Source organism: Pseudomonas akapageensis (genome assembly GCF_011355085.1).
In the GTDB taxonomy this organism is placed as follows: domain Bacteria; phylum Pseudomonadota; class Gammaproteobacteria; order Pseudomonadales; family Pseudomonadaceae; genus Aquipseudomonas; species Aquipseudomonas akapageensis.
In genome coordinates this window covers 1-24,158 of sequence record NZ_VXCP01000070.1, presented here as the reverse complement: position 1 = coordinate 24,158, position 24,158 = coordinate 1, and the positions used below count along the sequence as shown (strand labels likewise).

Annotated in this window: 22 protein-coding genes; 9 read left to right on the top strand and 13 right to left on the bottom strand. The window is 61.0% G+C overall.

Annotated elements, in window-relative coordinates:
• Positions 1-31: 31 nt before the first annotated feature.
• A complete protein-coding gene (locus F2S13_RS28890) occupies positions 32-958 on the bottom strand; it encodes a LysR family transcriptional regulator (RefSeq protein WP_166367291.1) in 927 nt (308 codons plus the stop codon).
• A gap of 156 nt (positions 959-1,114) precedes the next feature.
• On the opposite strand from F2S13_RS28890, the gene F2S13_RS28885 reads away from it, so the two are divergent.
• Positions 1,115-2,344: an acyl-CoA dehydrogenase gene (locus tag F2S13_RS28885; RefSeq protein ID WP_166367290.1), complete on the top strand. Its 1,230-nt coding sequence runs from the start codon at positions 1,115-1,117 to the stop codon at positions 2,342-2,344.
• A 9-nt stretch (positions 2,345-2,353) separates the two neighbouring features.
• Here the strand turns inward: F2S13_RS28885 and F2S13_RS28880 are convergent, their stop codons facing one another.
• Together F2S13_RS28880 and xthA are read right to left on the bottom strand one after the other, a co-directional pair.
• A complete protein-coding gene (locus F2S13_RS28880) occupies positions 2,354-3,676 on the bottom strand; it encodes a substrate-binding domain-containing protein (RefSeq protein ID WP_166367289.1) in 1,323 nt (440 codons plus the stop codon).
• Positions 3,677-3,870: 194 nt separating this feature from the next.
• Positions 3,871-4,683 (bottom strand): exodeoxyribonuclease III, encoded by an 813-nt coding sequence (gene xthA, locus F2S13_RS28875; RefSeq protein ID WP_166367288.1) that lies wholly within the window; start codon positions 4,681-4,683, stop codon positions 3,871-3,873.
• Positions 4,684-4,851: 168 nt separating this feature from the next.
• On the opposite strand from xthA, the gene F2S13_RS28870 reads away from it, so the two are divergent.
• The 3 genes from F2S13_RS28870 to F2S13_RS28860 are packed head-to-tail and all read left to right on the top strand — an operon-like array spanning position 4,852 to position 10,949.
• Positions 4,852-5,502 carry a GNAT family N-acetyltransferase gene (locus tag F2S13_RS28870; protein ID WP_166367287.1) on the top strand — a complete coding sequence of 217 codons (651 nt, stop codon included), beginning with the start codon at positions 4,852-4,854 and terminating at the stop codon, positions 5,500-5,502.
• 48 nt (positions 5,503-5,550) lie between these two features.
• The gene (locus F2S13_RS28865) at positions 5,551-7,278 is read left to right on the top strand and encodes an autotransporter assembly complex protein TamA (RefSeq protein ID WP_166367286.1); all 1,728 of its coding nucleotides are present in this window, start codon (positions 5,551-5,553) and stop codon (positions 7,276-7,278) included.
• Positions 7,275-10,949 carry a translocation/assembly module TamB domain-containing protein gene (locus F2S13_RS28860; protein ID WP_166367285.1) on the top strand — a complete coding sequence of 1,225 codons (3,675 nt, stop codon included), beginning with the start codon at positions 7,275-7,277 and terminating at the stop codon, positions 10,947-10,949. The genes F2S13_RS28865 and F2S13_RS28860 overlap by 4 nt, the downstream gene beginning before the upstream one ends.
• Before the next feature lie 15 nt (positions 10,950-10,964).
• On the opposite strand, the gene F2S13_RS28855 is transcribed toward F2S13_RS28860, so the two are convergent.
• From F2S13_RS28855 to F2S13_RS28840, 4 genes are all read right to left on the bottom strand, one after another.
• Positions 10,965-11,507, bottom strand: coding sequence for a DUF2589 domain-containing protein (locus tag F2S13_RS28855; protein ID WP_178119060.1), 543 nt, complete (start codon positions 11,505-11,507; stop codon positions 10,965-10,967).
• A 108-nt stretch (positions 11,508-11,615) separates the two neighbouring features.
• Entirely contained in the window at positions 11,616-12,272 is a 657-nt protein-coding gene (locus F2S13_RS28850; RefSeq protein WP_166367283.1) for a DUF2589 domain-containing protein, read from the bottom strand.
• An 82-nt stretch (positions 12,273-12,354) separates the two neighbouring features.
• Positions 12,355-12,738 (bottom strand): Mor transcription activator family protein, encoded by a 384-nt coding sequence (locus F2S13_RS28845; RefSeq protein ID WP_166367297.1) that lies wholly within the window; start codon positions 12,736-12,738, stop codon positions 12,355-12,357.
• A gap of 327 nt (positions 12,739-13,065) precedes the next feature.
• Positions 13,066-13,524, bottom strand: a complete 459-nt coding sequence (locus tag F2S13_RS28840) for a hypothetical protein (RefSeq protein ID WP_166367282.1) — start codon at positions 13,522-13,524, stop codon at positions 13,066-13,068.
• Positions 13,525-13,686: 162 nt separating this feature from the next.
• On the opposite strand from F2S13_RS28840, the gene F2S13_RS28835 reads away from it, so the two are divergent.
• Positions 13,687-13,875 carry a hypothetical protein gene (locus F2S13_RS28835; RefSeq protein WP_166367281.1) on the top strand — a complete coding sequence of 63 codons (189 nt, stop codon included), beginning with the start codon at positions 13,687-13,689 and terminating at the stop codon, positions 13,873-13,875.
• A 10-nt stretch (positions 13,876-13,885) separates the two neighbouring features.
• Here F2S13_RS28835 and F2S13_RS28830 read toward each other — a convergent pair whose 3' ends face one another.
• From F2S13_RS28830 to F2S13_RS28820, 3 genes are all read right to left on the bottom strand, one after another.
• Positions 13,886-14,263, bottom strand: a complete 378-nt coding sequence (locus F2S13_RS28830; protein WP_246238038.1) for a fe2+ zn2+ uptake regulation protein — start codon at positions 14,261-14,263, stop codon at positions 13,886-13,888.
• A gap of 257 nt (positions 14,264-14,520) precedes the next feature.
• On the bottom strand, positions 14,521-15,249 hold the full coding sequence (locus F2S13_RS28825) for an aspartate/glutamate racemase family protein (RefSeq protein ID WP_166367280.1): 729 nt from the start codon (positions 15,247-15,249) through the stop codon (positions 14,521-14,523).
• Between the two features lie 49 nt (positions 15,250-15,298).
• Entirely contained in the window at positions 15,299-16,801 is a 1,503-nt protein-coding gene (locus tag F2S13_RS28820; protein WP_425500258.1) for an NCS1 family nucleobase:cation symporter-1, read from the bottom strand.
• Positions 16,802-17,213: 412 nt separating this feature from the next.
• Between F2S13_RS28820 and F2S13_RS28815 the strand changes: the two genes are divergently transcribed.
• Positions 17,214-18,257, top strand: coding sequence for an Ldh family oxidoreductase (locus F2S13_RS28815; RefSeq protein ID WP_166367278.1), 1,044 nt, complete (start codon positions 17,214-17,216; stop codon positions 18,255-18,257).
• A gap of 123 nt (positions 18,258-18,380) precedes the next feature.
• On the opposite strand, the gene F2S13_RS28810 is transcribed toward F2S13_RS28815, so the two are convergent.
• Positions 18,381-18,701 (bottom strand): ElaB/YgaM/YqjD family protein, encoded by a 321-nt coding sequence (locus tag F2S13_RS28810; protein ID WP_166367277.1) that lies wholly within the window; start codon positions 18,699-18,701, stop codon positions 18,381-18,383.
• A 147-nt stretch (positions 18,702-18,848) separates the two neighbouring features.
• Here F2S13_RS28810 and F2S13_RS28805 point away from each other — a divergent pair, with 147 nt between their 5' ends.
• Positions 18,849-19,103, top strand: coding sequence for a hypothetical protein (locus F2S13_RS28805; protein WP_166367276.1), 255 nt, complete (start codon positions 18,849-18,851; stop codon positions 19,101-19,103).
• 3 nt (positions 19,104-19,106) lie between these two features.
• Here F2S13_RS28805 and F2S13_RS28800 read toward each other — a convergent pair whose 3' ends face one another.
• Positions 19,107-20,015: a LysR substrate-binding domain-containing protein gene (locus F2S13_RS28800; protein WP_166367275.1), complete on the bottom strand. Its 909-nt coding sequence runs from the start codon at positions 20,013-20,015 to the stop codon at positions 19,107-19,109.
• An 85-nt stretch (positions 20,016-20,100) separates the two neighbouring features.
• Here F2S13_RS28800 and F2S13_RS28795 point away from each other — a divergent pair, with 85 nt between their 5' ends.
• The gene (locus F2S13_RS28795; RefSeq protein ID WP_166367274.1) at positions 20,101-21,024 is read left to right on the top strand and encodes a carbon-nitrogen hydrolase family protein; all 924 of its coding nucleotides are present in this window, start codon (positions 20,101-20,103) and stop codon (positions 21,022-21,024) included.
• Here F2S13_RS28795 and F2S13_RS28790 read toward each other — a convergent pair.
• Entirely contained in the window at positions 21,017-21,469 is a 453-nt protein-coding gene (locus tag F2S13_RS28790; protein ID WP_166367295.1) for an LEA/WHy family protein, read from the bottom strand. The two genes, F2S13_RS28795 and F2S13_RS28790, sit on opposite strands and share 8 nt — an antisense overlap.
• Before the next feature lie 220 nt (positions 21,470-21,689).
• On the opposite strand from F2S13_RS28790, the gene F2S13_RS28785 reads away from it, so the two are divergent.
• Positions 21,690-24,065 (top strand): DUF3772 domain-containing protein, encoded by a 2,376-nt coding sequence (locus F2S13_RS28785; protein WP_166367273.1) that lies wholly within the window; start codon positions 21,690-21,692, stop codon positions 24,063-24,065.
• The last annotated feature ends 93 nt before the right edge of the window (positions 24,066-24,158 follow it).

Below are 24,158 nucleotides of genomic sequence, written 5' to 3'. Positions count from 1 at the left end.
TATTCAATATTATCGCTGGCTTTAGCGAGCTTTATGCTTGGGAGGCTCGCTCATCCTGCGAAGTCACCCACTGACACAACTCAATCATCTGCTCCCGCATCCACCGGTTCGCCGGGTCCTGATCCGTACTCTCATGCCAGTACAGGTGCGTCTCCACCGGCGGCACATCCTTGACCGGCAAATTCACGAAATTCAGCTCATGGCGACGGGCAAAACGCTCCGGCACGGTCATGACCATGTTGGTCTGCTGCAGCACTTGCGAGGCCATCAGGTAGTGCTGCGAGCGCAGGGCGATCTTGCGTTGCACACCCATCTTGCCCAGCGCCAGGTCCACGTGGCCCAGGCCGTTGCGGCGGCTGGAGATGTGGATGTGGGTCATGCCCAGGTACTCGTCCAGGCTGATCTTGTCCTTGTACAGTGGGTGACCCTTGCGCATGGCACAGACGTAGTTGTCTTCCATGAGCTTGACGTGGCGCACCTGCGGGTCGGTATTGAGCGGGGCATCGACGGCGAAGTCAAGGCGCCCGGCGGCCAGTTCCTTGGTAGTCTCACGGCGCTTGCACAGGAAGCTTTCGATGATCACGGCCGGGGCCTGGCGGCGCAGGCGCTGGAACAGCAGGGGCAGGATCACTGCTTCGGTCAGGTCGGTCATGCTGATGCGAAAGGTCTTGTTCGCTTGCAGCGGGTTGAAAATGCGACTTTCCTGAACCGACACACGCAACAACGACAAGGCATTGCGCACCGGGCCGATAATGTTCTGGGCCATGGGCGTGGGCACCATGCCCTGGGCGGTGCGCACGAACAGCGGGTCGTTGAAGGTTTCGCGCAGACGCGCCAGGGCGTTGGATACGGCTGGCTGGGTAATCCCGACGATCTGCCCGGCCCGGGTCAGGTTGGCTTCGGTGTAGATGGCATCGAAGACGATGAAGAGATTCAGGTCGACCTTGCTCAGATTCATGGGCTGCGCTCTTGTTGTGTTTTTTGCGGTTGCATCAGCCGATCATATATCGGTTATGAATGTTTATACACGCCGAGAATAGGTTAGGTAAATCTTGATCGCTGATCTAGCATCGGTTTCATGACCCCGACAACCTCATTCAGAAGGTAGCTGCTCATGGATTTCGCCTATTCCCCCAAGGTCCAGCAACTGCGTGAACGCGTCACCGCTTTCATGGACACCTATGTCTACCCGGCCGAAGCGGTGTTCGAACGCCAGGTCGCCGAAGGCGATCGCTGGCAGCCGACCGCGATCATGGAAGAGCTCAAGGCCCGCGCCAAGGCCGAGGGTTTGTGGAACCTGTTCCTGCCTGAGTCCGAGCTCGGCGCCGGTTTGACCAACCTGGAATATGCGCCGTTGGCTGAAATCATGGGCCGCTCCCTGCTGGGGCCTGAACCCTTCAACTGCTCGGCGCCCGATACCGGCAACATGGAAGTGCTGGTGCGCTACGCCAACGAAGCGCAGAAAGAGCAGTGGCTGCAACCCTTGCTGCGTGGCGAAATCCGTTCGGCGTTTGCCATGACCGAACCGGACGTGGCGTCCTCCGATGCCACCAACATGGCCGCCCGCGCCGAGCGTCAGGGTGACGAATGGGTCATCAACGGTCGCAAATGGTGGACCTCCGGCGCCTGCGACCCGCGCTGCAAGATCATGATCTTCATGGGCCTGACCAATCCCGACGGTCCGCGTCACCAGCAGCACTCGATGATCCTGGTACCTACCGATGCACCCGGCGTGAAGATCGTCCGCCCGCTGCCGGTGTTCGGTTACGACGATGCGCCGCACGGCCACGCCGAAGTCCTGTTCGATAACGTACGGGTACCTTATGAGAACGTGCTGCTGGGTGAGGGCCGTGGTTTCGAAATCGCTCAGGGGCGTCTTGGCCCGGGCCGGATTCACCACTGCATGCGCTCGATCGGCATGGCTGAACGGGCACTGGAACTGATGTGCAAGCGTTCGGTGGATCGCACCGCCTTCGGCCGCCCGCTGGCGCGTCTGGGTGGCAACATCGACAAGATCGCCGATTCGCGGATGGAGATCGACATGGCTCGGCTGCTGACCCTCAAGGCGGCCTACATGATGGACACCGTGGGTAACAAGGTGGCCAAGAGCGAGATTGCCCAGATCAAGGTGGTGGCGCCGAACGTGGCCTTGAAGGTGATCGACCGGGCCATCCAGATCCATGGCGGTGCCGGTGTTTCCAATGATTTCCCCCTGGCCTACATGTATGCCATGCAGCGGACCCTGCGCCTGGCCGATGGCCCGGATGAGGTGCACCGTGCCGCCATCGGCAAGTACGAGATCGGCAAGTACGTGCCCAAGGAGTTGCTGCGCAGCGGGAACTGAACCGGCTGATCAGTTCACCCACACCTCGACTCGCCGATTTTTGACCCGGCCCTGGTCCAGGTCATTATCGGCGACCGGCAATTGTGCGCCGAGCCCGATCAGGTCGCGCAGGACGACCCCTTGCCTGACCAGCTCGCGTCGCACCGCCATGGCCCGCAGTTTCGACAGCAGCAAGGCGCGCGCCGGGTCATCCTTGGTGTCGCCAAAGCCGACCAGGGTGACCTTGCGGTCGAACTTGTCGGCTTGCTTGAGCCAGGCGAACAGTCGATCCAGGTCCGCCCGGGCCTTGTTGTCGAGTGTGGCGCTGCCCTCGCTGAAACGCAGGTTCAACGACAGGCGCATGGCGTTATCGGCCAGCACTCGATAAGCCGCTGGCATACCGTCGAAGGGAGGGACCCGTATCGCTTGAATACTCTGCGCGACGAATCCACTGGCACTGACGATGGCCTGGCCTTGCTCGCTTTGCACATAGTGCATCAAGGAACGGGCCCAGGGGTTCTGGTTGTCCGGCGGCAGGTAGAAGTACAGGCGTCGCGCCAAGGGATAATCTTCGCTGGCTATCAGGGCGGGCGTCGGCAGCATGGGTTGCGAGTCGCCGTCCTTGATGGCCAGTGGCTTGGCCTTGTGTACATAGGGCAGGCCGATAAAACCGATGGCCTGGGGATCCTGGCTGACCTTGTCCGAGAGTTGCTCGCTGGACTCCAGCCGTATGGCATTGGCTGACAGGCTTTGGCCGAGCGGGTCGAGAATCAGCGACTTGAAGGTTTCGAACGTGCCCGAGCGTTCATCCCGGGCATACAGATGGATCGGGCCCCGGCCCGAGCCCAGTTGCTCCCAGGTCTTGATCCTGCCGGAAAAAATCCCTGCCAGTTGTTCGGTGTCCAATTGCTGCAAGGGGTTGCCCGGATGCAGGATGATGACCACGCCGTCGATGGCGATGACCTGTTCGGCATCGGGGCTTTTCAGGTCGCCCAGGGCTTCGAGATCCACCAGTTCGGCATCCTTGATCGGGCGCGAGGAGGCTGCCAGATCGGCGTCACCGGACTTGAGTGCACTGAACCCCGTGCTTGAACCATGGGCCGCGACTTCGATGCGGATTTTTTGTCCTTCGCTGGTCTGGCCGATGATCTGTTGTTCGTTGTCGTTGCCTGACGGTTGCACCTGCACCGACTGCAGCCCCTGTTCTTCCAGCATGCCTTTGACCAGGGCCGGGCCGAGCGCTGCGCCTATGGTGTTGGAGCCCTGGATGCGCAGGACCGGTGCGGATTCTTCGGCGACGGTGAGGCCCGAAAACAGGAGGAGGGCGGCCAGGATTGAAAGCGCGCGGGGCATGCGGCAGGTACCTTGAGGGTAAGGGGCTGCCGGGAGATTAAGTCAATTCGATGACCGGAGTGTGACTGTGGGTGAGTGACTACCTCGTTCCCACGCTCTGCGTGGGAATGCCTCTGCTGATGCTCTGCGTCGTGACGCGGAGCGTCAGGCACTGCATTCCTTTGCTGCGCGTGGGAACGAGTAGAGCGAGTCGATCAGCTCAGCTCAAGCCAGATCGGCGCATGGTCCGACGGTTTCTCCATGGCGCGCAGGTCGTAATCCACCCCCGCGGCCGTCACCCTTGGCAGCAGGCCGTGAGAAGTCAGGATCAGATCGATGCGCAGACCACGCTTGGGTTCGTCTTCAAAGCCGCGGCTGCGGTAGTCGAACCAACTGAAGCGGTCGGCCACATCCGGGTACAGGTGGCGGAAACTATCGGTCAGGCCCCAGTTCTTCAGACGCGCCATCCACTCGCGCTCTTCCGGCAGGAAGCTGCACTTGCCGGTCTTGAGCCAGCGTTTGGCGTTGTCGGGGCCGATACCGATGTCGCAATCTTCCGGCGAGATGTTCACATCCCCCATCACCACCAGCGGCTGATCGTTGCTGAACTGGCTCTCGAGCAGCGCTTGCAGGTCGCTGTAGAAGCGTTGCTTGGCCGGGAACTTGGTCGGATGGTCGCGGCTTTCACCCTGGGGGAAATAGCCGTTCATTATGGTAATGGGCTGGTCGTTGGCGTCGGCGAAGGTGCCCCAGATGAACCGCCGCTGGGCATCTTCCTCGTCGCTGGCAAAGCCCTTGAACAGACTCAGGGGGGCCTGACGCGAGAGCAGGGCAACACCGTAATGACCTTTCTGGCCATGAAAATGCACGTGATAGCCCAGTGCCTGGATTTCGGCGAACGGGAACTGATCGTCCGAAACCTTGGTTTCCTGCAGGCCGATGACGTCCGGCTGATGCTTTTCGATCAGCGCCGCCAGCTGATGGGGTCTGGCCCGCAGACCGTTGATATTGAATGAAACGATTTTCATGGCGGCAATCCTGGCAAAAGCGGAATGCTAGCGGACATCACTTGTCGCCGCCAGCGTGGCGCAAGGTGGTATCGGCTGCTAACGTCGGACAGGGGGCTTTGCACGTAGGAATAGGCTGGGCGTGTGGCTCTCCAATGGAAAACATGCTGCCAGATGAGGTTCTACCCGATGCCTGAATCTTCCACCGCAACGGCTGAAGTCTGTTTGCTCGATGGCGGTTACAGCCGCGAAGCCTGTTCATTGCTCTATCACGCCTACCGGCACGAGCCTACGTTCGGCTATCTGTTCGAGGCCGAGCGACCGGGTTATGAGCATCGGGTGCGGGCCACGGTGCGGGAACTGGTCAAGCAGCATTTCTTTCAGGAGTTGCCGGCCCTCGGGATGTTGCTCGATGACCGTTTGATCGGCATGGCGCTGATTGCCCCGCCCCAGCGCCGGCTGGGGATCACCGAGAGTTGGGCGTGGCGCATGCGCATGTTGCTCAGTACCGGATTTCGTTGTACTCGCCGCTACCTGGACTACCACGAAGCGGTCCTGGCCTGCCTGCCATCCGGTGCCGTGCATGTCTTGCCCTTGCTGGGTATCCACCCGCAATTCCAGGGCAAGCATTACGGCGAGCAATTGCTCACGGCAGTGCACAACTGGTGCGCCGTGGACGCTCACTCCGAAGGCGTCGTGCTCGACACGGGGAACCCTCGCTATCTGGAGTTCTATAAACGTCAGGGTTATCAAGAAATCGGCCAGATTGCGGTAGGACCGGTTCTTGAGCATGTGTTCTTTCACCCAAGTCCCCAGCGAGTGGAGGCAGTGCGCGCCTGAAATGCCGGGGTTAGAGCTTCTGCCAGCCTCGTGTTAGCATCCGCGCCTATGAAGTTTTCAGGAAGATTTGCCGGTGGTTTGATACTGCTGGTCAGCAGTTTCGTGGCCTGCGCCCAGAGTGAGTTGGACGTACGTATCAAGCCTGCCAATTCGGAACTCAAGGCCAACGTCGAAGGCTATATCGGAAGCCTCGGCGATCGCGATGAGGAGGCCTTGCTGCGGTTCAGTCGAGGGGCCGAGGAGCAGGCCAAAAAAGCCGCGCAGGCGCTGGGCTACTATCAGGCGCATATCGAAAGCGAGGTGAAAGCCGGCAAGTCGCCGCGCCTGGTACTCAAGATCGAGCCGGGCGAGCCGGTGCGCCTGCGCGAGGTCACCATTCGGGTCGAAGGCCCGGCCAGCCAGCTCAAGGTGTTTCGTGTCCCTGACGGCAAGGCCCTGCGCAGTGGCGCGATTCTCAATCATGGGCATTATGAAGATGCCAAGCGGCTGATCCAGAACCAGGCGTCGCGCTATGGCTTTTTCAATGGGCGCTTCACCCGCCAGCGCCTGGCGATAGACCCTCAGGCCGGGGTTGCCGATATCGAATTGGTGTACCAGAGTGGCCCGCGCTACAGCCTGGGCAAAGTCCATTTCCAGGGCGATACGCCCTTTGACGACGAACTCCTGCAACGCATGGTGCCGTTCAAGGAGAACACGCCCTACGATTCGGAGCTGGTGGCCGAACTCAACCAGAACCTGCAATCGAGCGGCTACTTCGAGGGGGTGCGGGTCGAGGCTGCGCCCACATCGGCGCAAGGGCAGACGCTCCCGGTCGAAGTCCAGCTGACAACCCGCAAGCCCCGCACCATGGGTCTTGGCCTGGGCTTTTCGACCGACGTCGGGCCGCGTGCCAAGGCCAACTGGACGCGTCATTGGGCCAACTCCAGGGGCGACAGCTATGGTGCGGAAATGGAACTGTCGGCACCACGGCAGAACGTCGGTGTGTTTTATGACATTCCGCTCGATCCACCCCTGACCGACAAACTGCGCTGGGCCGGCGGTTACCAGTACGAAGAAATCGCCAACACCGACAGCGTGAGTAAACTGCTGACCGTAGGTCCGGAATGGCACAGCAAGCTACCCAGCGGCTGGCAGCGGGTCATTTCGCTGAAGTGGCAGCGCGAAGAGTACCGGCTGGGCGACGATTCAGGCCTGAGTACCTTGCTCATGCCCGGCGTCAGTTATTCGTACCTGCGCAGCGACAATCGCATCGACCCGCACAATGGCTATCGCTTGCAGTTCGACACCCAGGTCGCCAAGGAAGGGCTGCTGGCGGACACCAACCTGCTGCATGGAAACGTCATGCTCAAGGGCTTGACCACGCTGGCGCAGAGACATCGACTGCTCGGGCGGGTGCAGTTCGGTGGCAGCGCTACCAGCGGCTATAGCAAGATACCGCCGTCGTTACGCTTCTATGCCGGCGGCGACCAGAGCGTTCGCGGCTATGACTACCAGTCCCTGTCGCCGGAAAACTCCGAAGGCGACCGGATCGGTGGTCGCTACCTGGTAGCCGGCAGTGTCGAGTACCAGTATTCGGTTGCCGAAAAATGGCGGGTGGCAACCTTTGTCGACCAGGGCAATTCCTTCAATAATCTGGAACTGCCCAGCCTCAAGACCGGCGTCGGTATCGGTGTGCGCTGGATTTCCCCGGTCGGGCCGCTGCGCCTGGATCTGGCCCATGCGCTGGAAGACCCGGGCGGTATTCGCTTGCATTTCTCCATGGGGCCGGAACTTTGAGTCGCGTTGTGAAGGGTTTTTTTCTCGGGCTGCTGGCCCTTTTGCTGTTGCTGTTCATCGCACTCGGTTCGCTGCTGGGGACCCAGGCCGGCAGTCGTTGGGCATTGAGCCTGGTGCCCGGACTTTCGGTCGAAGATTTTCAAGGTCGCCTGGGGGGGCATTGGCGCGCGGCGAACCTGCGCTGGGAGCAGGGCGAAGATCGGGTGCAGCTGCTGGCGCCGTCGATCGCCTGGTCGCCGGCCTGTCTGCTGCGCCGAACCCTGTGCATCGAGCAGCTGCAGGTGGAAAAAGTCGAACTTCAATTGGCGCCCGGCGACAACAGCGCCGACAGTGGCCCGCTGCAGTTGCCGGACCTGAAGCTGCCGTTGGCCATCGAGCTGGGCGATGTTCGCATCGGCAGCCTGGAGCTGGACGGAACCCGGCAGCTCAGTGACCTGCAACTGGCTGCCCATTGGACGGCAACGGGTTTGCAGATCGATGCGCTTAAAGTACAGCGGGATGATTTGGGCCTCGATCTGCACGGCACCTTGCAACCCGGTGGTGACTGGCCCTTGACCGCCAGTGGGCAACTGCAACTGCCCAAGGTGGGCGAGCAGGCCTGGCAACTGGCCGTGGAGGTCAAGGGCGATTTGCTCAAGACGCTGCAGGTTGAAGGTGACAGCAGCGGTTACCTCAATGGCCATTTGAGTGGCGAGCTCGAGCCCCTGGCCGAGCATTTGCCGGCCCGGGTTCGCATCACCGCCGACGGCTTCAAGGCCGCCGCCGACCTGCCCGATACCTTGCAACTGAATCAACTGGAGCTGACCGGCAAAGGCGATCTCAAGGCCGGCTATCAAATTATCGGACAGGCCAGCCTGCCGGCCGAACAAGGGCCGATCAGCCTGGCCCTGCAAGGCCGAGTCGATGCCCTGGGCGCCGATATCGCGACCCTGGACCTGACCGCCAGCTCCGAACAGCAACTCAAGCTCAAGGGGCGACTGGATTGGCAAGAGGGTTTCAGCGCCGACACAAAGGTCGATTGGCTGGATTTTCCCTGGACCCGACTGTATCCCGTTGGCGAATCGCCGCAGGTCGTTCTGCACCGTTTCAATGGCGAAGTGCAGTATCGCGATGGCAATTACCTGGGCAACTTCAATGGCGACCTGGAGGGGCCGGCAGGTGCATTCAAGCTGGGCAGCCCGTTCAGTGGTGACCTGAAGCAGATCTTTCTGCCGCAACTGGAATTGGAGGCGGGGCAGGGCAAGGCCAGTGGTTATCTGAAGTTGCAGTTTGCCGACGGCATTGCCTGGGACACGGCACTGGACCTGAGCGCAATCAACCCGGCCTACTGGGTTGGCGAGCTACCGGGCACGCTGGCGGGTCCCTTGCGCAGCAAGGGAACATTCCACAACGAGCAGTTGCAACTCAACGCCGACCTGGACCTCAAGGGCCGCCTGCGCGGGCAGACCGCCGTGCTCCGGGCCAAGGGCGAAGGGGCAGGTGAGAAATGGACCCTGGGGACCCTGGACATCCGCCTGGGCGACAACCACATCAATGGCAGCGGCAGCCTGCAACAGCGCCTGGCCGGGCAGATCGACCTGAACCTGCCGCGCCTGGGCCAGCTCTGGCCGCAGCTGCAAGGCCAGCTCAAGGGCCGGCTGGATGTGGCCGGAACCCTCAAGGCGCCCCAGGGCCAGCTCAAGTTGCAGGGGCAGCGCCTGGGCATGGCCGAGAATCGCTTGCAAAGCCTCGATCTCCAGGCTCGACTCGATAGCGCACAACGGGGCGTCCTCGACCTCAGTGCCAACGCCATCCAGATCGGCGACACCGCGCTGGGCAATCTGACGGCCAAGGGCCAGGGCGATATTCGAAGGCAACAATTGCAATTGGCATTGCAGGGGCCGCAACTGAAGCTGGATCTTGGGCTCGACGGCAATCTGGACAAAGGCAATTGGCGCGGTCGCCTGGCCAGTGGCGAGATCCAGACCGGCGGCCAGGCCTGGAAACTGCAGGCCCCGGCGAAGCTCGAACGCCTGGCCAGCGGCCAGCTCAACTTTGGGGCTCACTGTTGGCTGGCGGGGCAGGCCAGCCTGTGCGGCGAAGACCAGCGCCTGCTGCCTGAACCGCATCTGCGCTATCACCTCAAGCAGTTTCCGATCGAAAGCCTGAGCCAATGGCTGCCCAAGGATTTCGCCTGGCAAGGGCGGCTCAATGCCGATGTGGAACTCGACCTGCCGGCCTCCGGCCCCAAGGGTCATGTACTGGTAGACGCCAGCGGCGGAACCTTGCGTCTGCGCGAAAAGGGCGAGTGGCAGGATATCCCTTATGACGCCCTGCGCCTGGACAGCCGGCTGACCCCACGCCGAGTCGATACCCAACTGGTTTTTCGCGGTATCAAGAAGGGCGAATTGACGGTCACCTCACAAATCAACCCAGTGGCGAAAAACAAGCCGCTGACGGGCGAGTTTCGTCTTGCGGGGCTGGACATTGGTGTAGCGCGGCCCTTTTTGCCCATGGTCGAGCGCCTGGCCGGTCAATTGAATGGCAGCGGTCAGCTCTCGGGTACGCTCATGGCGCCGCAGGTCACTGGCAATGTGAGCCTCAGCGGCGGCGAAGTCAGTGGCGCCGAGCTACCGACCAGCCTCAAGGATCTACAGGTGCAGGCACTGATCGCGGGCGAAAGCATCCAGTTGCAAGGCAGCTGGAAAAGCGGCGATGTCGGCCAGGGCAGTCTGAGCGGACAGGTCAATTGGCAGCAGGCGCTGGACGTGGACCTTCATCTACAGGGCACGCGCTTGCCCGTCAGTGTCGAACCCTATGCTGCGCTGGAGGTGGCGCCGGACCTGAAGATCGGGGTCAAGGGCGAGCGGCTGTCGATTGCCGGTAAAGTCCTGGTGCCCAAGGGGGCGATCACGATTCGTGAGCTGCCGCCATCGACGGTCAAGCTCTCCGATGACACGGTGATCATCGGGCATCAGACCGAGGAGGGCAAATCCCCCCTGGCAATGGCCATGGACATCAATGTGGAAGTGGGGCAAGAAAAGCTGACGTTCAGCGGTTTCGGCTTGACGGCCAACCTGGCCGGACACGTTCATATCGGTGACAACCTCGATACGCGTGGCGAGTTGAACCTCAATGACGGGCGTTACCGCGCCTATGGCCAACGCCTGACCATCCGCCGCGCGCGCCTGCTGTTTGCCGGGCCCATCGATCAGCCGTACCTGGACATCGAAGCCATCCGCCGGACCGACGATGTGATTGCCGGGATTCGTCTGACCGGCAACGCCGAGCAGCCGACGACCCAGGTCTTTTCGGAACCGGCCATGAGCCAGGAACAGGCGCTGTCGTACCTGGTGCTGGGACGACCGCTGAGCACCAACGGTGAAGACAACAACATGCTGGCCCAGGCGGCTCTGGGGCTGGGGTTGGCCGGCAGTGCCTCGATCACCGGTGGCCTGGCCAAGGATCTGGGCATTGAAGATTTCCAGTTGGATACCCAAGGCAGCGGCACCAACACCAGCGTGGTTGCCAGCGGCAATCTGTCCGAACGCTTGAGCCTGCGTTATGGCGTCGGCGTGTTTGAACCGGCCAATACCATCGCCCTGCGCTACAAGTTGACCAAGCGCTTGTACCTGGAGGCGGCCAGTGGCCTGGCCAGCTCTCTCGATCTGTTTTTCAAGCGCGATTTTTAAAGGACTCCGGCTGCATCAGCGCACGGTGGCGGCCTCGATGTATTCATTTGGCTCGGGCGCGGGCACGACCGGGGGCGGCGGGCGGAAGGGGCTGATCAGGTTGGTGTATTCCTCGATCAGCCGATTGATGGCTTCGGGTGGCTCGCAGGCCTTGAACTGCATGCTTATCTGCACTTCATCCGGGTCTCGTGTCTGACTCTGGCGCTTGTCCGTCCCGACCGTGACGAAGAAACGCCCACTCTGAATGTCACCATTTTCCAATGCATGACTTGCGGTGGCCAGTTCGGTGTTCTGAATCTTCACCGACAGGTCGACCTGCATGTGTTCGAGTGCCAGACCCCGTGGCGCGACCAAAGAGATCAACGGGATCTTCATGCTGTGCTGTTCGTCCAGCGCGACTTCGACCATCTTGGCTTTCATCGGCGTGCCCAGTTCGTCGGCATCGTAATCGAAAAACTGATCGAAGAGCTTTATGTACTGCTGGGCGATGAGGTTGTTGGTGGCGGCAGCTGCTTCTTGCAGGCCTCGGGTTATGTCGCAAAGGTCACTGGCGGTCATGGGCTCTTTGTTGCGGGAAAAAAGTGCCACGGATCTAGGCTCCTAGCGAAGTCGGCAGAATGCCTCGCCGGGTGGCGAGGCATGGGTGTCGCGATTGAAGGTGTAAATTCAGGCGTTGACCGCAATTGCGTCATCCACCTGGTCAGGCATGGGCAGGGCCGAGGCCGATGGCAGGGCGCTCTCGTTTTCCACGGTGACACCCGGCATGACCGTCGGCTTGGTGGCGGCTTCGGTGAGGAAGTCGATCACTCGCATCAGGGCTTCGGGCGGGTCCTGGCGAACCACGCGGGTATTGAAGGCGTAGCGTGCGCGCGTATCGGTCTTGCGGGTCTGGCTGGACTTGTGGCTGACCTGGCCCTTGACCGATACCTTGAAAGGGCCCCAGCCCATGGAGGCCTGGAACTCCGCGCCAGCGGCCGTTTCAGAAGAGCTTTCGGCCTGCTGGCTGATGGTCAACTCGAATTCGATATTGCCTTCTTCGATGCTGATGTTCGGGTGGGTGATGGCCGCCAGCAGAGGGATCTGCATTTTCTTGGCGATTGTCCCTTTGTACACCCCTTGATCATCGGTGATGGTTTCGTCGTAGTCGAATTGAATGGCGACGGCCTTGCCATCCTGAATACAGACCCCCATGAGGAAGTCGGCGTAGGATTTGCTCGCCGAGATCTGGGCTTGAATCATTGCCTGCAGCGGGCCGGAAATCATCCGGTCCAACGGCAGGGCGTTCATGACCGAGCCGACGAGTTCGTTATCGATAGTTGCCATTTGCGAAATCCTGTTCATTGATGCGCTTCATTGCGCATTTTCATCCTGAAGGCACTGCACATCCTGGTGCAGATGGAATCCGTTACCGCTGGGAGGCGGATTCCTGGCGGCGAATATTGCCGATCTGGCGCAGGCTCAAGCCGTACTTGTCGGCCAGCACGCTGCGTGAAAAGCCATTGGAGCTTTCTTTCTGGATCTGCTGGTTACGCAACTGCCGGCAGAAATGGTCGGACTTGGGAATCTCCAGGGCCATGCCGGCGTAGCGCTTGATCAGCGCGTGCAAGGCGTCCTGCGGAAGAATGTCGGCCAGCGACGTGCGTTCGGGATGCTTGGGAATGTATTTCGGGCGACCGCCGTAGGTGCAGGTCAACCGGTAGGCGTTTTCCAGGCCGATGCAGTCGATCAGCATCTGCAGGGAGTGGGGAAGCTGGCTGATATCGATTTGCTTGAGGTCGATGGTTTCCATGTTTACATCCTTGTACTGATTGATGGCCAGCAAACGAATCGGGTTGCAGTGACGCTGTCCTTGCTGCAGTTTGCTGGCCAGGGGTGGGTGATCGTTTGCGCAGGCGTTGTCTGAAGAAAAGCCGGCGACGGCGTACGGATTTTTAATCAATCAACCCCACAATATCTAGGCCACAACAGAATCAGCATGAGTAGCCTTTTTGAGGGTTTTAAGTAGGGTCTGGTCCTGTCGGAAGTAGTAAAAAAACCGCAACGCACGCCACAGGCCAGACGGCGCGTGGCAGGGCGCATTCAGCATGACTCCTGCATCGCCAAATCATGAAAGGGGCTACTGACAGGGTCGCGTCAACAGCAAACTGACCTGTTGCATCGACGCACGCTCATCGAGCCGTGGTTTTTCCGGCAGGGTTCGCCAATCGATCCAGACACAGACAGCGGTCAATGCCTGTGGACCCTGCTGACCAACGACCATGGGACTGAAATCGCGCCGGTACAGGGCTTGCGTCTGCTTGAGGGGGCTGATGCTCTGTGCCTGATTCAGCGTCGTTGAAACGAGAGCGGGTATTTCTGCCATGGGGGTGGTGAAATGCGGCAGCGTGGGGTGGGCTGCGAGATGCCCGGCGTGTCGGGAGCGGCTCCAGAGTTGTTGCCATTGGCTGCTGCCCGCCACTTTGTCCAGTGTCGCTGCGAGTTTCAAGAGTGTGGCATCACTCAAGTCTTCCGTTTGCAGGGCATGGGCTGTAAGGCTGAACAGCATGACCAGACTCAGCAGGCTAGGTTTCAACATGATCTACTCCAATGCGAGTGGGCAGGTGCCCGAAGCAATCATGTTTTCAGGTAGCGAGGCAGCGGATCAGACGGAAAGGGTTCTTTGACAGGCCCGGCATTGTAAGATGCACGCCTGCTCCGCACGGGCGGTTGACTCGATTGCAATTGAAGGAAGTGCGTAATGACCCAATCTCAGCGTTTGAAATACTCCATCCTGATTTCCCTGGTGGTTCTGGGCACCATGCTGGGCCTGTCCTACCTGCAGAATGCCGGTGTGATCACTGAACAGTTGTTTCAATACATTGCCATTGGCGTGGCGATTCTCGTGGTCGTTCTGAATGCGATCATGCGCCGCAAAGTCAAACCCTGAACACCTTCGTTCAACTGTCTGACCTTTGCTCCAGAATGGCTTGGGCCTCGGCTGTCAGGCTATAGCTCTTGTCCGGGTTCAGGCGGATGACACCCTCGCTGCAGAGGCGCTTGAGCACCTCGCGCACACTCAGAAACGACAACTCGACGGCAAGCGCTTCCAGTTGGGCATGCACACCGCGCACGCCGACGGGGCGCCCGTTTCTGGCTGCGACCAGCAGTACGTCGATGACCTTCAGGCGGATCAGGCTGGTGCGTAACCCATAGCGACGAAGCAATTCGCGAATCTGCTCATTGGCGCTGCGCCCAGTCTCGGAAGATCGATGAGTCGGTGCAATCTGGTTGTGCAGCGACGAGTCCGTCGATGCCGGCGCTGGCTGGTCGTACATGCGAATACTCCTTTTCAGGGACTTTCCCGATAGCGATTCATGCTCACATCTGACTAGACGATTGAGCCGGGAAAATATGCAGGCCTGAATGGGGAAATATTGTTGATGTACTGGGTATTGACCTCGTTCCCACGCTCTGTGTGGGAATGTCTCCGGTGACGCTCCGCGTCACACCCGGCGGATCGACGCTGGAGCGTCTGGCACTGCATTCCCACGCAGAGCGTGGGAACGAGGAATGCGCTAAAAAACCAACTGTCTCAACGCAACCACTGCCCCGGCCACCCCACAATCTGCTTGGGCCGAGGTTTGGCATAGGTGCGCACCTTGGACGTCGACAGCCCCAACCGTACCAATGACTCGGCCAGGGTAACCGCCGCCGTTACCCCGTCGACCACCGGCACCCCGGTGCGCTGGCGGATCTGCTCGTCGAGCCCTGCCATGCCGCCGCAGCCCAGGCAAATCACTTCCGCCTTGTCCTGGCGCACTGCAAGCTCGGCCTGGCCCACGATGGCCTCGACTGCGCGCTGGGGGTCTTCCTCCAGTTCCAGTACCGCCAGGCCACTGGCGCGCACCGACGCACAACGCTCGAAGAGCCCCGCAAGCTTGAGTCGATCCTCGATCAGGGGGACGGTCCGGTCCAGGGTCGTGACCACCGAGTAGGCGTGGCCCAGCAGCATGGCCAGGCTGGCGGCTGCTTCGGTGATGTCCACCACCGGTACATCGAGCAACTCCTGCAGACCCTCGCGGCCATGTTCGCCGTAACCGGCCTGGATCACCGCATCAAAGGGCTGGTCATAGGACATCACGCGATCCATCACGGCGATGGCAGCCAGGTAACTCTCGAAGTTGCCCTCCACCGACTCGGCACCGAAGCGCGGTGTCAGCCCGACAATTTCGGTGCCGGGCGCCGCGACCAGGCGCGCCTGCTCGGCGATGGCGTGGGTAATGGATTCGGTTGTGTTGACGTTGACGACCAGAATACGCATGCAAAATCCTCGTTTGGGGTGAAGCAGGGCGCCACCGCCCTGCGCAGAATCAATGGCTGGCGTTGGCCACGGCGATCGACTCGCCGTCGACCTCTTCGAAGGCCCGGCGCCGGTCGGCGATGACGAAATAGACAAACCCGGCGATGGCTGCGCCGAACAACCAGGAGAACGGCGAGACCGGTTCGAAGTGCGGCACCAGGGCCAGGACGATGGCGATGACCGCCGCCGGGATGAAGGCCGCAACTGCCCGCAGGTTGACGCCGCGGCTGTAGTAGTAGGCCCCTTGCGGATCTTCGGTGTAGAGCTGCGGCACGTTGACCCGGCCTTTGCGGATCAGCCAGTAGTCGACCATGATCACGCCGTACAACGGGCCGAGCAGGGCGCCCAGGCCGGACAGGAAGTACACGATCACCAGCGGGCTGTTGTAGAGGTTCCACGGCAGGATCAGTACCGCCACAGTGGCGCTGATCATCCCGGCGCGGCGAAAGCTCAGGTAGCGCGGTGCCAGGTTGCTGAGCACGAAGGCCGGGGCGACGAAGTTGGCCATGATGTTCACCGCCACGGTGACAATCAGGAATGCCAGGCAGCCCAGGCACAGCAGCAAGGTATCGGGAATCGAGCGAATGATATCGGTGGGGCTTTCGATGATACGTCCGTCGATCGAGAACTGTGCCCCGCACAGCAGCACGGTAATGGTGGCGAACACCAGGATGTTGACCGGCAGCCCCCAGAAATTGCCGATACGAATGGTTTTCTGGCAGGGCGAGGAGCGGGCGAAATCGCAGAAATTGAGGATCAGCGTGCCGTAGATGGCCAGCCATAGTGCTCCGCCGGCAAAGATATTGCGCCACATCTCGGCACCGCTCAGCGGTTCGCGAATCGACCAGGCGATCTGCCCGTCGACCTTGAAATACATCCAGGCCGCCAGGGCCGATACCGTCAACAGGATCACGGGGCCGGCAAAGGCTTCGTAGCGGCGAACCATCTCCATGCCGTAGGCGAGAATAGCCAGTTGCACCAGCCAGATACTGATGAAGCAGGCCCAGCCCAGGCTGGACAGCCCAAGTATGGCGTTGTGGTCATAGGTCGCCAGGTCCGGTGCAACCGCCGTCAACAGTACGCGCAGCACCACCGAGGCCAGGTAGGTCTGGATGCCGAACCAGGCGATGGCAATCACCGCGCGGATCAGCGCGGGAATCTGCGCGCCATGAATCCCGAAACTGATGCGGCTGATCACCGGGAAGGGCACCCCGGTCTTCTGGCCCATGTAACCGGAGAGGTTCATGAACAGGTAGACGAGCAATGCGCCGATCGCCAGCGACAGCACGATCTGCCAACCGCCCAGGCCCAGGGCATAGAGGCCGATGGCGAAGGAGTAGTTGGCGATGTTGTGGACGTCGTTGGTCCATAAGGCAAAGAGGCTGTAATAGCCCCAACGTCGGCCTTCAGCCTGGGTCGGCGCCAGGTCGTGGTTGTGCAGGCGAGGGCTCAAGGGCAGTGCTGCGCTCGCGGATGAGCTGCGCGATGCCGCTTTGGGCACCTCCAGGTCGATCGATGAAGCGGGGCTTTGGCTCGGCATGCAGGCTGGCTCCTGGTTCTTGTTGTGCACATAAGTTGTATACAAAACCTGTGTTCAACAAAGCCAGTTCCATGCCAGTTTTTCCCTGGTTTTTCCAAATTTCCTGCTGAGTTTGCTATTGAGTCGTTCTATCTAATTGATATTAAACGATAAAAAATTGATCGTTCGATCAGCTTTAAAATTTTATCGATGTTGCATGCGCACTATTTTGGTGCGATAAATTTTCCTTGATACGCGGGTTGTGCACAAAAAAGGTCACAAACGGTGACGTTTTTGTGTGCACTTCGCGCCCCGGTGACAGGGCTTGACAGTCCGGTTCGCCAGCAGGGTTAATCGAGGGGTTGAAAACTGGCGCCCGCGAATAAATCAAACAATGGAGCTTCAGATGTCCACACCTGTACAAAATGCCAAAGACGGCGCAAGCGAAACCCTTTCATTTGCGGAACTGACCGAACTGCTGCGGCAGATCTTCGTTCGCCATGGCACCTCCAGCGAGGTCGCCGAAGTGCTTTCGCACAACTGCGCCACCGCCCAGCGCGATGGCGCCCACAGTCATGGCACCTTTCGTATCCCCGGGTATCTGTCGACGCTGGCCAGCGGTTGGGTCGATGGTCACGCGCAGCCTGTGGTCGAGGATGTCGCCCCGGGTTTTGTCCGGGTGGATGCGAAAAACGGCTTTGCCCAACCCGCGCTGGCTGCAGCTCGGCCTCTGCTGGTAGCCAAGGCACGCGAGGCGGGCATTGCGATTCTGGCGATTCGCAGCTCACACCATTTCGCTGCGCTTTGGCCGGATGTCGAACCCTTCGCCCGCGAAGGCCTGGTGGCCCTGAGTGTGGTCAACAGCATGACCTGCGTGGTGCCACACGGCGGCCATCGTCCCTTGTTCGGTACCAACCCGATAGCCTTTGCTGCGCCCTGTGAAGGCAGCGATCCGCTGGTGTTCGACATGGCCACCAGCGCACTGGCCCATGGCGATGTACAGATTGCCGCGCGCAGTGGCGTCAAGGTCCCACCGGGAACCGGGGTCGACCGTAACGGTCAGCCGACCGATGACCCCAAGGCCATTCTCGATGGCGGCGCCTTGCTGCCGTTTGGCGGGCACAAGGGCTCGGCGCTGTCGATGATGGTCGAGTTGCTGGCGGCGGCATTGACCGGGGGCAATTTCTCGTTCGAGTTCGATTGGTCGCAGCACCCGGGGGCCAAGACGCCGTGGACCGGGCAACTGATTATTGTCATAGACCCGAGCAAGGGCGAGACCGGAAAAGGGTTTGCGCTGCGCAGTCGCGAACTGGTCGAGCAGATGCATGCCGCGGGGCAGACACGATTGTCCGGGGATCGGCGTTACCGCGAGCGGGCGCGGGCCGATAAGGAAGGTATCAGCATGCCGTGTGAAGAGCTGGCGCAGTTGCGGGCGTTGGCAGCGCAATAGCCCGGAAATCTACTCGTTCCCACGCTCCGCGTGGGAATGCCTCTGCCGACGCTCCGCGTCATGACGCTGGAGCGTCAGATCACTGCATTCCCACGCAGAGCGTGGGAACGAGGGGGTCGAAAACTAAGGACGTCGCCCCAGCAGCAACCCCACCACCAACCCGAACCCCGCCGATATCGCCACGGTCTGCCACGGATGCCCGCCAATATAGTCCTGGGTCGCATCCACCATCGGCTGGGTGCGGGCGCGCACGCCGGTTACGGCCTCACGGGCGCGCCTGAGTTTGATGCTGATCTGTTCGCGCAGGTTCTCGCCTTCTTCGCCGACCAGCGCGGCGCTGTCATTGAGCAGTTTTTCCGAATCTTCGATCAACGTCTGCAGTTCGCTGAAGGTCTGATCCTTGATTTGATCTTCGATACTTTGCGCGACTGATTTACGGGCCATTGCGAGCTCCTGCTGATTGTGGTGGGCATTAATCAATGGATGTCGTGGGGCGTGGAAAGTTGCAATGACTTTCCTGGCAAGGTGATTCCGAGAAATGGCCGACTACAGTGTAAGATAGCGCCCATTTTCACGCGGTAGGAATTCCCAATGAGCTTCAATCTGGCCAACAAGACCCTCGCCGAGCGGGCGTTGATCGAAGACGAGAAGTCGCGTCTGTTCGAGCTCTGGCAAACCAACCTCGGCAAGGCCAAGGGTGAGGCCGCCCGTCTGATCGGCGAAAAGTCCAAGCGCAAGGGCAAGTGGGCCGAGTGGGTGCGCTCGGAACTGGACGCGATGTCGCCGCCCGAGTACGCCAATATGGTCCGCAGTGAAGTCAATCGCCTGATGGCCGCGGCCAAGTAGGTTTCAAGGGAAACAGGCAGTGATCGCTTCGCGTACCTTCAACACCACAGGGTCCGGCTGGGCGCTGGTGCGCCAACCCAGCTCGATCGGATAGCGTGGCAATGGCAGCGGGCAAGGCAGCAGCGCCAGCCCGGCCAGTTCGGCAATCGCGTGGGCGGCATGCCCGGGGATGGTCGCCAGGCTCCGGGTGCCCTTGAGCAGAAATGGCAGGGCGGCGAAATGCGTCGTCGAGGCACTGACCCGGCGGCCCAGGCCCAGATTGCCCAGGGCTTCGTCAACGATCCCGATAAAGCCACCGGACGACACCAGGATCTGCTCACGGGCCACGAACGCCTCCACGCTCAGGCTGTTCTGCCCCGGCGCCAGGCTGGCGGGGTCGAGCAGGCATTGATAATCCCCTTCGCCCAGTACCTGGCGACTGAGCATGCGCTCGCTGAAACCACCAGCGGTGATCGCCAGGTCCAGGCTGCGTTCCATCAGCGCGTCGGCGACGATCTGGCTGTGGGTCTGGCGAAAGATCAGGCGCAGGCGCGGCGCCCGCCGTTGCACCTCGTCGATCAGGCGCCTGCCATAGGCGATCTCGAAGTCGTCGGATAGCCCGAGGGTGACGGCACGCCCTTCGTATTGACCGGCTGTGGGGTCAAGCAGGGCCAGGCTTTGCCGGCACTTGTTCAAGGCTTCGCTGATCAGCGGTTTGAGCTGGTTGGCCCGCAAGGTCGGCGCCAGGCCGCGCCCGGTGCGCACGAACAGCGGGTCGCCATAGAGGCTGCGCAAACGGCGCAGGGCCGCACTGACGGCCGACTGGGTCACGCCAAGGCGCAATGCGGCGCGGCTGGCGCTGACTTCGTCATGCAAGGCCTCGAAGACTTTCAGCAGGTTCAGGTCGACGTCGGCGATATTCATGGTGTTCATATCATTCAGAAATGGATGGGGCTTTATTCATGATTCATCCGCGCCGGACAATGTGCAACATCACCACGCACACGGAGTCATCGCCATGCCCAAGTCCATCGTTGCCGCCTTGCAGATCGGTTCGTTACCCGGTGGCAAGGGCGAGACCCTCGAGCAGATCCTGTCCTTCGAGCAGCAGATCCGCGAAGCCCGCGCCAGTCTCGTGGTCATGCCCGAAGCGCTGCTCGGCGGCTATCCCAAGGGTGAAACCTTCGGCACCCAGCTGGGCTATCGCTTGCCCGAAGGGCGTGAAGCCTTCGCCCGTTATTTCGCCAACGCCATCGACGTGCCCGGCAGCGAGACCGAGGCCCTGGCCGGCCTTTCAGCACGCACCGGGGCCAGCCTGGTGGTGGGCGTGATCGAGCGCAGCGGCAATACGCTGTACTGCACCGTGCTGTTCTTCGAACCCGAAGGTGGCCTGGTGGCCAAGCATCGAAAACTGATGCCCACCGGTACCGAACGGCTGATCTGGGGCAAGGGCGATGGCTCGACCCTGCCGGTGGTCGATGGCAAGGCCGGACGCCTGGGGGCGGCGGTGTGCTGGGAAAACTACATGCCGCTGCTGCGCACGGCGATGTACGCCAAGGGCGTGCAGATCTGGTGCGCACCCACCGTCGACGAGCGCGAGCTGTGGCAGGTGAGCATGCGCCATGTGGCGGCTGAAGGACGTTGTTTCGTGGTCAGCGCCTGTCAGGTTCAGGACTCGCCGCAGGCCTTGGGCATCGAGGTCGAAAACTGGCCCGCCGAACGCCCGCTGATCGCCGGTGGCAGCCTGATCGTCGGGCCGCTGGGCGAGGTGCTGGCCGGGCCGCTGCTAAAGGGTGAGCGCGGTCTGCTTTGCGCCGAAATCGATACCGACGACCTGGTGCGGGCACGCTACGACTTCGACGTGGTGGGCCACTACGCTCGCCCGGATGTGTTCGAGCTGTGCGTGGATGAGCGGGTCAAGCCCGGGGTGCGCTTTATTTGAGTTGCGCCGGCAAATCCAGCGTGCCTTCTTCACTGAAGCGCACGGTGCCGAACAGGCCGCCGGCCAGTTTGCCGTGCAGCTCATAAGGCAGTCCGTCGAGGCTTTGCGTGCGGCCCAGGCGCATGCCCTGGCGCAATACCGAGAAGGCCGAAACGCTCATGGGCACCACCAGCACGGCCTCGCCGAAGCGCTCGATGCGGCCGGACTGGTCGCTCACACCCGAGGCCAGCGGCCGGCCGTTGACTTCCAGGTCGACGGCGATGCCGTTGTACTCGATCACGGTGTCATTGGGGTTCTGCACGCGCAGCTTGACGGCCATGCGCAGCTCCATGTCCTGGCCGGACAGGGGCTCGATGCCGGCCACCGAGACCTTGACCGGGTCGCGTTGCGGCAACAGGCTGCAGGCGCCCAGGCTGGCGAGCATGAGCGCCATCAGGCAACGCAGCAGGGTCGGACGCAATCCTTGAGCCATGGGTGATTCTCCGGGTGAAGGCAGAATTACCCTAACTCAGCGGGGGCGGCGAGTCGATGTGGATTGAGCGTGCCGCAAAGCCCTGCCGGAAACCGACCTCGGAGCGCATTCGGTCTATTCTTAGGGCCTTGGCCTGTCGTGCAATTGCAGCAAGCGGCCACCAGGCAATACCACACAGCGTAGGGCCCCGCCTATGTGTAATGCCTTGAAACCAACACTACGCATGTACTTCATGCTGTTGCTCATCCTGATTCCGGGGTTGCCCTGGGCAGCCAACGGCCCGGATTCGCAGGTGAAGTACGAGACTGCAGTTGCCGCGAGCCAGCTGCAAAGCCTGCAGGCGCGACTGGACGATATCAAACAAAAGGTTTCGGTCACGACCAATTACAACCAACTGATCGAGCTCCAGGACGTCATACAGAAATTCATCAGTGACACCAATCAGCAGGTGGCTGCGTTGCTTCCCCAGCAGGCACAGTTGCAGGCGCAACTCGCTGTTCTGGGCCCGGCACCCGGTCCGGGGGCGGCGGTGGAGGAGCCCGCGATCGCAAAACAGCGATCAGACCTCACGGGGCAAAAGAGCGAGGTGGACAAGGACTTGAAGCTGCTGGCGGACATCAAGCAGAGTGCCGCCACTCTCACCTTGCAGCTTGCCAGTATCCGCCGTGACCAGCTGGAGTCCCAGTTGGTGATGCATTCGGGCGGTATCCTGAGCGTTGGGTTCTGGGCACCCTTGTTCGATCTGCAGAACGATGACAAGTCGCGGCTGCAGGGCTTTTTCGAACAGGTCTGGCCAGCTGTGAAAGCCATCTGGCAACCGGGCCAGCGGGCTGCCTCCTTCGCACTGTTGCTGTCGGCCCTGGCGATCTGGACCCTGGGCCGTCGACTGGCCGAACGGGTGCTGACCTGGTGCTGCATCAACTGGCTACCCGAAGGCAGGCTGCGGCGCAGTTCGCTGGCAATCACCACCACATTGGCCACTGTATTGACCACCGTCTGGGCGCTGAAACTGGTCTTGCTGGTCCTGGCCAGGCCGCAACCCTTGTCACCGTTCGTGGAAAGCTATCTGGGGGAAGTCGAGAAGGTGGCGTATATGTGCGTCATGATCACGGGCCTGAGCCGCGCCCTGTTAGCCACCGAGCACCCTTCATGGCGCCTGCCGGCCATTGCCGATGAGGTTGCGCTGGCACTCAAGCCCTACCCACGGGTGCTGGCGGCCGTGCTCATGGTGACGATTTCACTGGCGCAGATCGGCTACATGGTGGACGTCAGCTCGCCGCTCGTCATTAACTCCCGGGGCATAATCGCGCTGGCTGCGGTGCTGGTCATCGGCGCATTGCTGTTGCGGGTCAATCATGTGCGCAGAGCGCTGGCGGCTACCGGTGAAGCCCCGGAAGCGAAGACCACCTTTGCCGGTCTGATGTATTTCGGTGCCAGTGTCGTCACAGTGATTTCGGTGTTTTGCCTGGTGATCGGCTATACCTCCCTCGCACGTTTCCTGACCTATGAACTGGTGTGGATTTTCATCGTAGTGTCGAGTTTCTACCTGCTGTCGAAACTGGTCAAAGATCTCTGCGAAAACATCTTTTCCTCGCGCAACCCCAGCGGCAAGGCACTCAAACAGCTGCTGGGCGTAGGCGACGAACGCCTGGAGCAGGCCGCTATCGTGCTGTCGGGGGCAAGCCGGGCGCTGCTTTTGCTGCTGGCGGTCATTTCGCTGATCATGGGCGGGGTCGGCAGCACACTCGGGCAATTGGCGAACACGACCCTGGCCATTCTCGGCGGTGAAGGGCTGCGCAAGCTGAACATTATCCCCGCGCACCTTATGAATGGGTTGCTGGCCCTGGCAATCGGCGTTTACCTGATTCGATCGTTGGGCCGCTGGTTGGACAACGAGCTGTTGCCTAAAACGGAAATGGACCCGGGCCTGCGCGCCTCGCTGAGCACTTTGTTCAACAATATCGGCTATGCGGTGGTCATCCTGCTGAGCCTGTCGATACTGGGTATCAAGTGGAACAGCCTGGCCTGGATCGTCAGTGCGTTGTCGGTGGGTATCGGTTTTGGCCTGCAGGAAATCGTCAAGAATTTCGTCTCCGGGGTTATCCTGCTCACCGAGCGTCCGGTCAAGGTGGGCGACCTGATCAGCATCAGCGGCGTCGAAGGCGATATCCGTCGCATCAACGTGCGGGCCACGGAAATCCAGCTCAGCGATCGTTCGATCGTGATCGTCCCCAACTCCCAGTTGATTTCCCAGAACCTGCGCAACGTCACCCTGGGCGGCAGCGCCCAGGGCGTGGCGACGCTCGAGCTGATCTTTCCCCTGGATATCGATCCTGAGCAGGTCAAGGACCTGCTACTCAATACCTACATCGAACACGACGCCATACTTGAGAAGCCTGCACCCTTCGTCAGGTTCAGCCAACTGACGCCTGATGGCATCACCCTGACAATCACCGGTTACGTCGGCAGTCCCAGAGTCGTTGGCGCGACCAAGAGCGATTTGCTGTTTGAAATTCTCAAGCGGCTGGGTGCTGCGGGGATTGAGTTGGCCAAGCCTAAATCGAGCTGAAGGCTTCGCCAGAATTGCGCATTTTCCAGTGTGTTGCATCGACCGGTTGAATCCACAACTTCTGTGGGAGCGGGCTTGAACTGGCCTAATAAT

What these genes read in the sequence shown, in the direction of transcription:
- F2S13_RS28890 (WP_166367291.1), bottom strand. Translation starts at nt 958, where the DNA reads ATGAATCTGAGCAAGGTCGACCTGAATCTCTTCATCGTCTTCGATGCC.
- F2S13_RS28885 (WP_166367290.1), top strand. Translation starts at nt 1,115, where the DNA reads ATGGATTTCGCCTATTCCCCCAAGGTCCAGCAACTGCGTGAACGCGTC.
- F2S13_RS28880 (WP_166367289.1), bottom strand. Translation starts at nt 3,676, where the DNA reads ATGCCCCGCGCGCTTTCAATCCTGGCCGCCCTCCTCCTGTTTTCGGGC.
- xthA (WP_166367288.1), bottom strand. Translation starts at nt 4,683, where the DNA reads ATGAAAATCGTTTCATTCAATATCAACGGTCTGCGGGCCAGACCCCAT.
- F2S13_RS28870 (WP_166367287.1), top strand. Translation starts at nt 4,852, where the DNA reads ATGCCTGAATCTTCCACCGCAACGGCTGAAGTCTGTTTGCTCGATGGC.
- F2S13_RS28865 (WP_166367286.1), top strand. Translation starts at nt 5,551, where the DNA reads ATGAAGTTTTCAGGAAGATTTGCCGGTGGTTTGATACTGCTGGTCAGC.
- F2S13_RS28855 (WP_178119060.1), bottom strand. Translation starts at nt 11,507, where the DNA reads ATGACCGCCAGTGACCTTTGCGACATAACCCGAGGCCTGCAAGAAGCA.
- F2S13_RS28850 (WP_166367283.1), bottom strand. Translation starts at nt 12,272, where the DNA reads ATGGCAACTATCGATAACGAACTCGTCGGCTCGGTCATGAACGCCCTG.
- F2S13_RS28845 (WP_166367297.1), bottom strand. Translation starts at nt 12,738, where the DNA reads ATGGAAACCATCGACCTCAAGCAAATCGATATCAGCCAGCTTCCCCAC.
- F2S13_RS28840 (WP_166367282.1), bottom strand. Translation starts at nt 13,524, where the DNA reads ATGTTGAAACCTAGCCTGCTGAGTCTGGTCATGCTGTTCAGCCTTACA.
- F2S13_RS28835 (WP_166367281.1), top strand. Translation starts at nt 13,687, where the DNA reads ATGACCCAATCTCAGCGTTTGAAATACTCCATCCTGATTTCCCTGGTG.
- F2S13_RS28830 (WP_246238038.1), bottom strand. Translation starts at nt 14,263, where the DNA reads ATGTACGACCAGCCAGCGCCGGCATCGACGGACTCGTCGCTGCACAAC.
- F2S13_RS28825 (WP_166367280.1), bottom strand. Translation starts at nt 15,249, where the DNA reads ATGCGTATTCTGGTCGTCAACGTCAACACAACCGAATCCATTACCCAC.
- F2S13_RS28815 (WP_166367278.1), top strand. Translation starts at nt 17,214, where the DNA reads ATGTCCACACCTGTACAAAATGCCAAAGACGGCGCAAGCGAAACCCTT.
- F2S13_RS28810 (WP_166367277.1), bottom strand. Translation starts at nt 18,701, where the DNA reads ATGGCCCGTAAATCAGTCGCGCAAAGTATCGAAGATCAAATCAAGGAT.
- F2S13_RS28805 (WP_166367276.1), top strand. Translation starts at nt 18,849, where the DNA reads ATGAGCTTCAATCTGGCCAACAAGACCCTCGCCGAGCGGGCGTTGATC.
- F2S13_RS28800 (WP_166367275.1), bottom strand. Translation starts at nt 20,015, where the DNA reads ATGAACACCATGAATATCGCCGACGTCGACCTGAACCTGCTGAAAGTC.
- F2S13_RS28795 (WP_166367274.1), top strand. Translation starts at nt 20,101, where the DNA reads ATGCCCAAGTCCATCGTTGCCGCCTTGCAGATCGGTTCGTTACCCGGT.
- F2S13_RS28785 (WP_166367273.1), top strand. Translation starts at nt 21,690, where the DNA reads ATGTGTAATGCCTTGAAACCAACACTACGCATGTACTTCATGCTGTTG.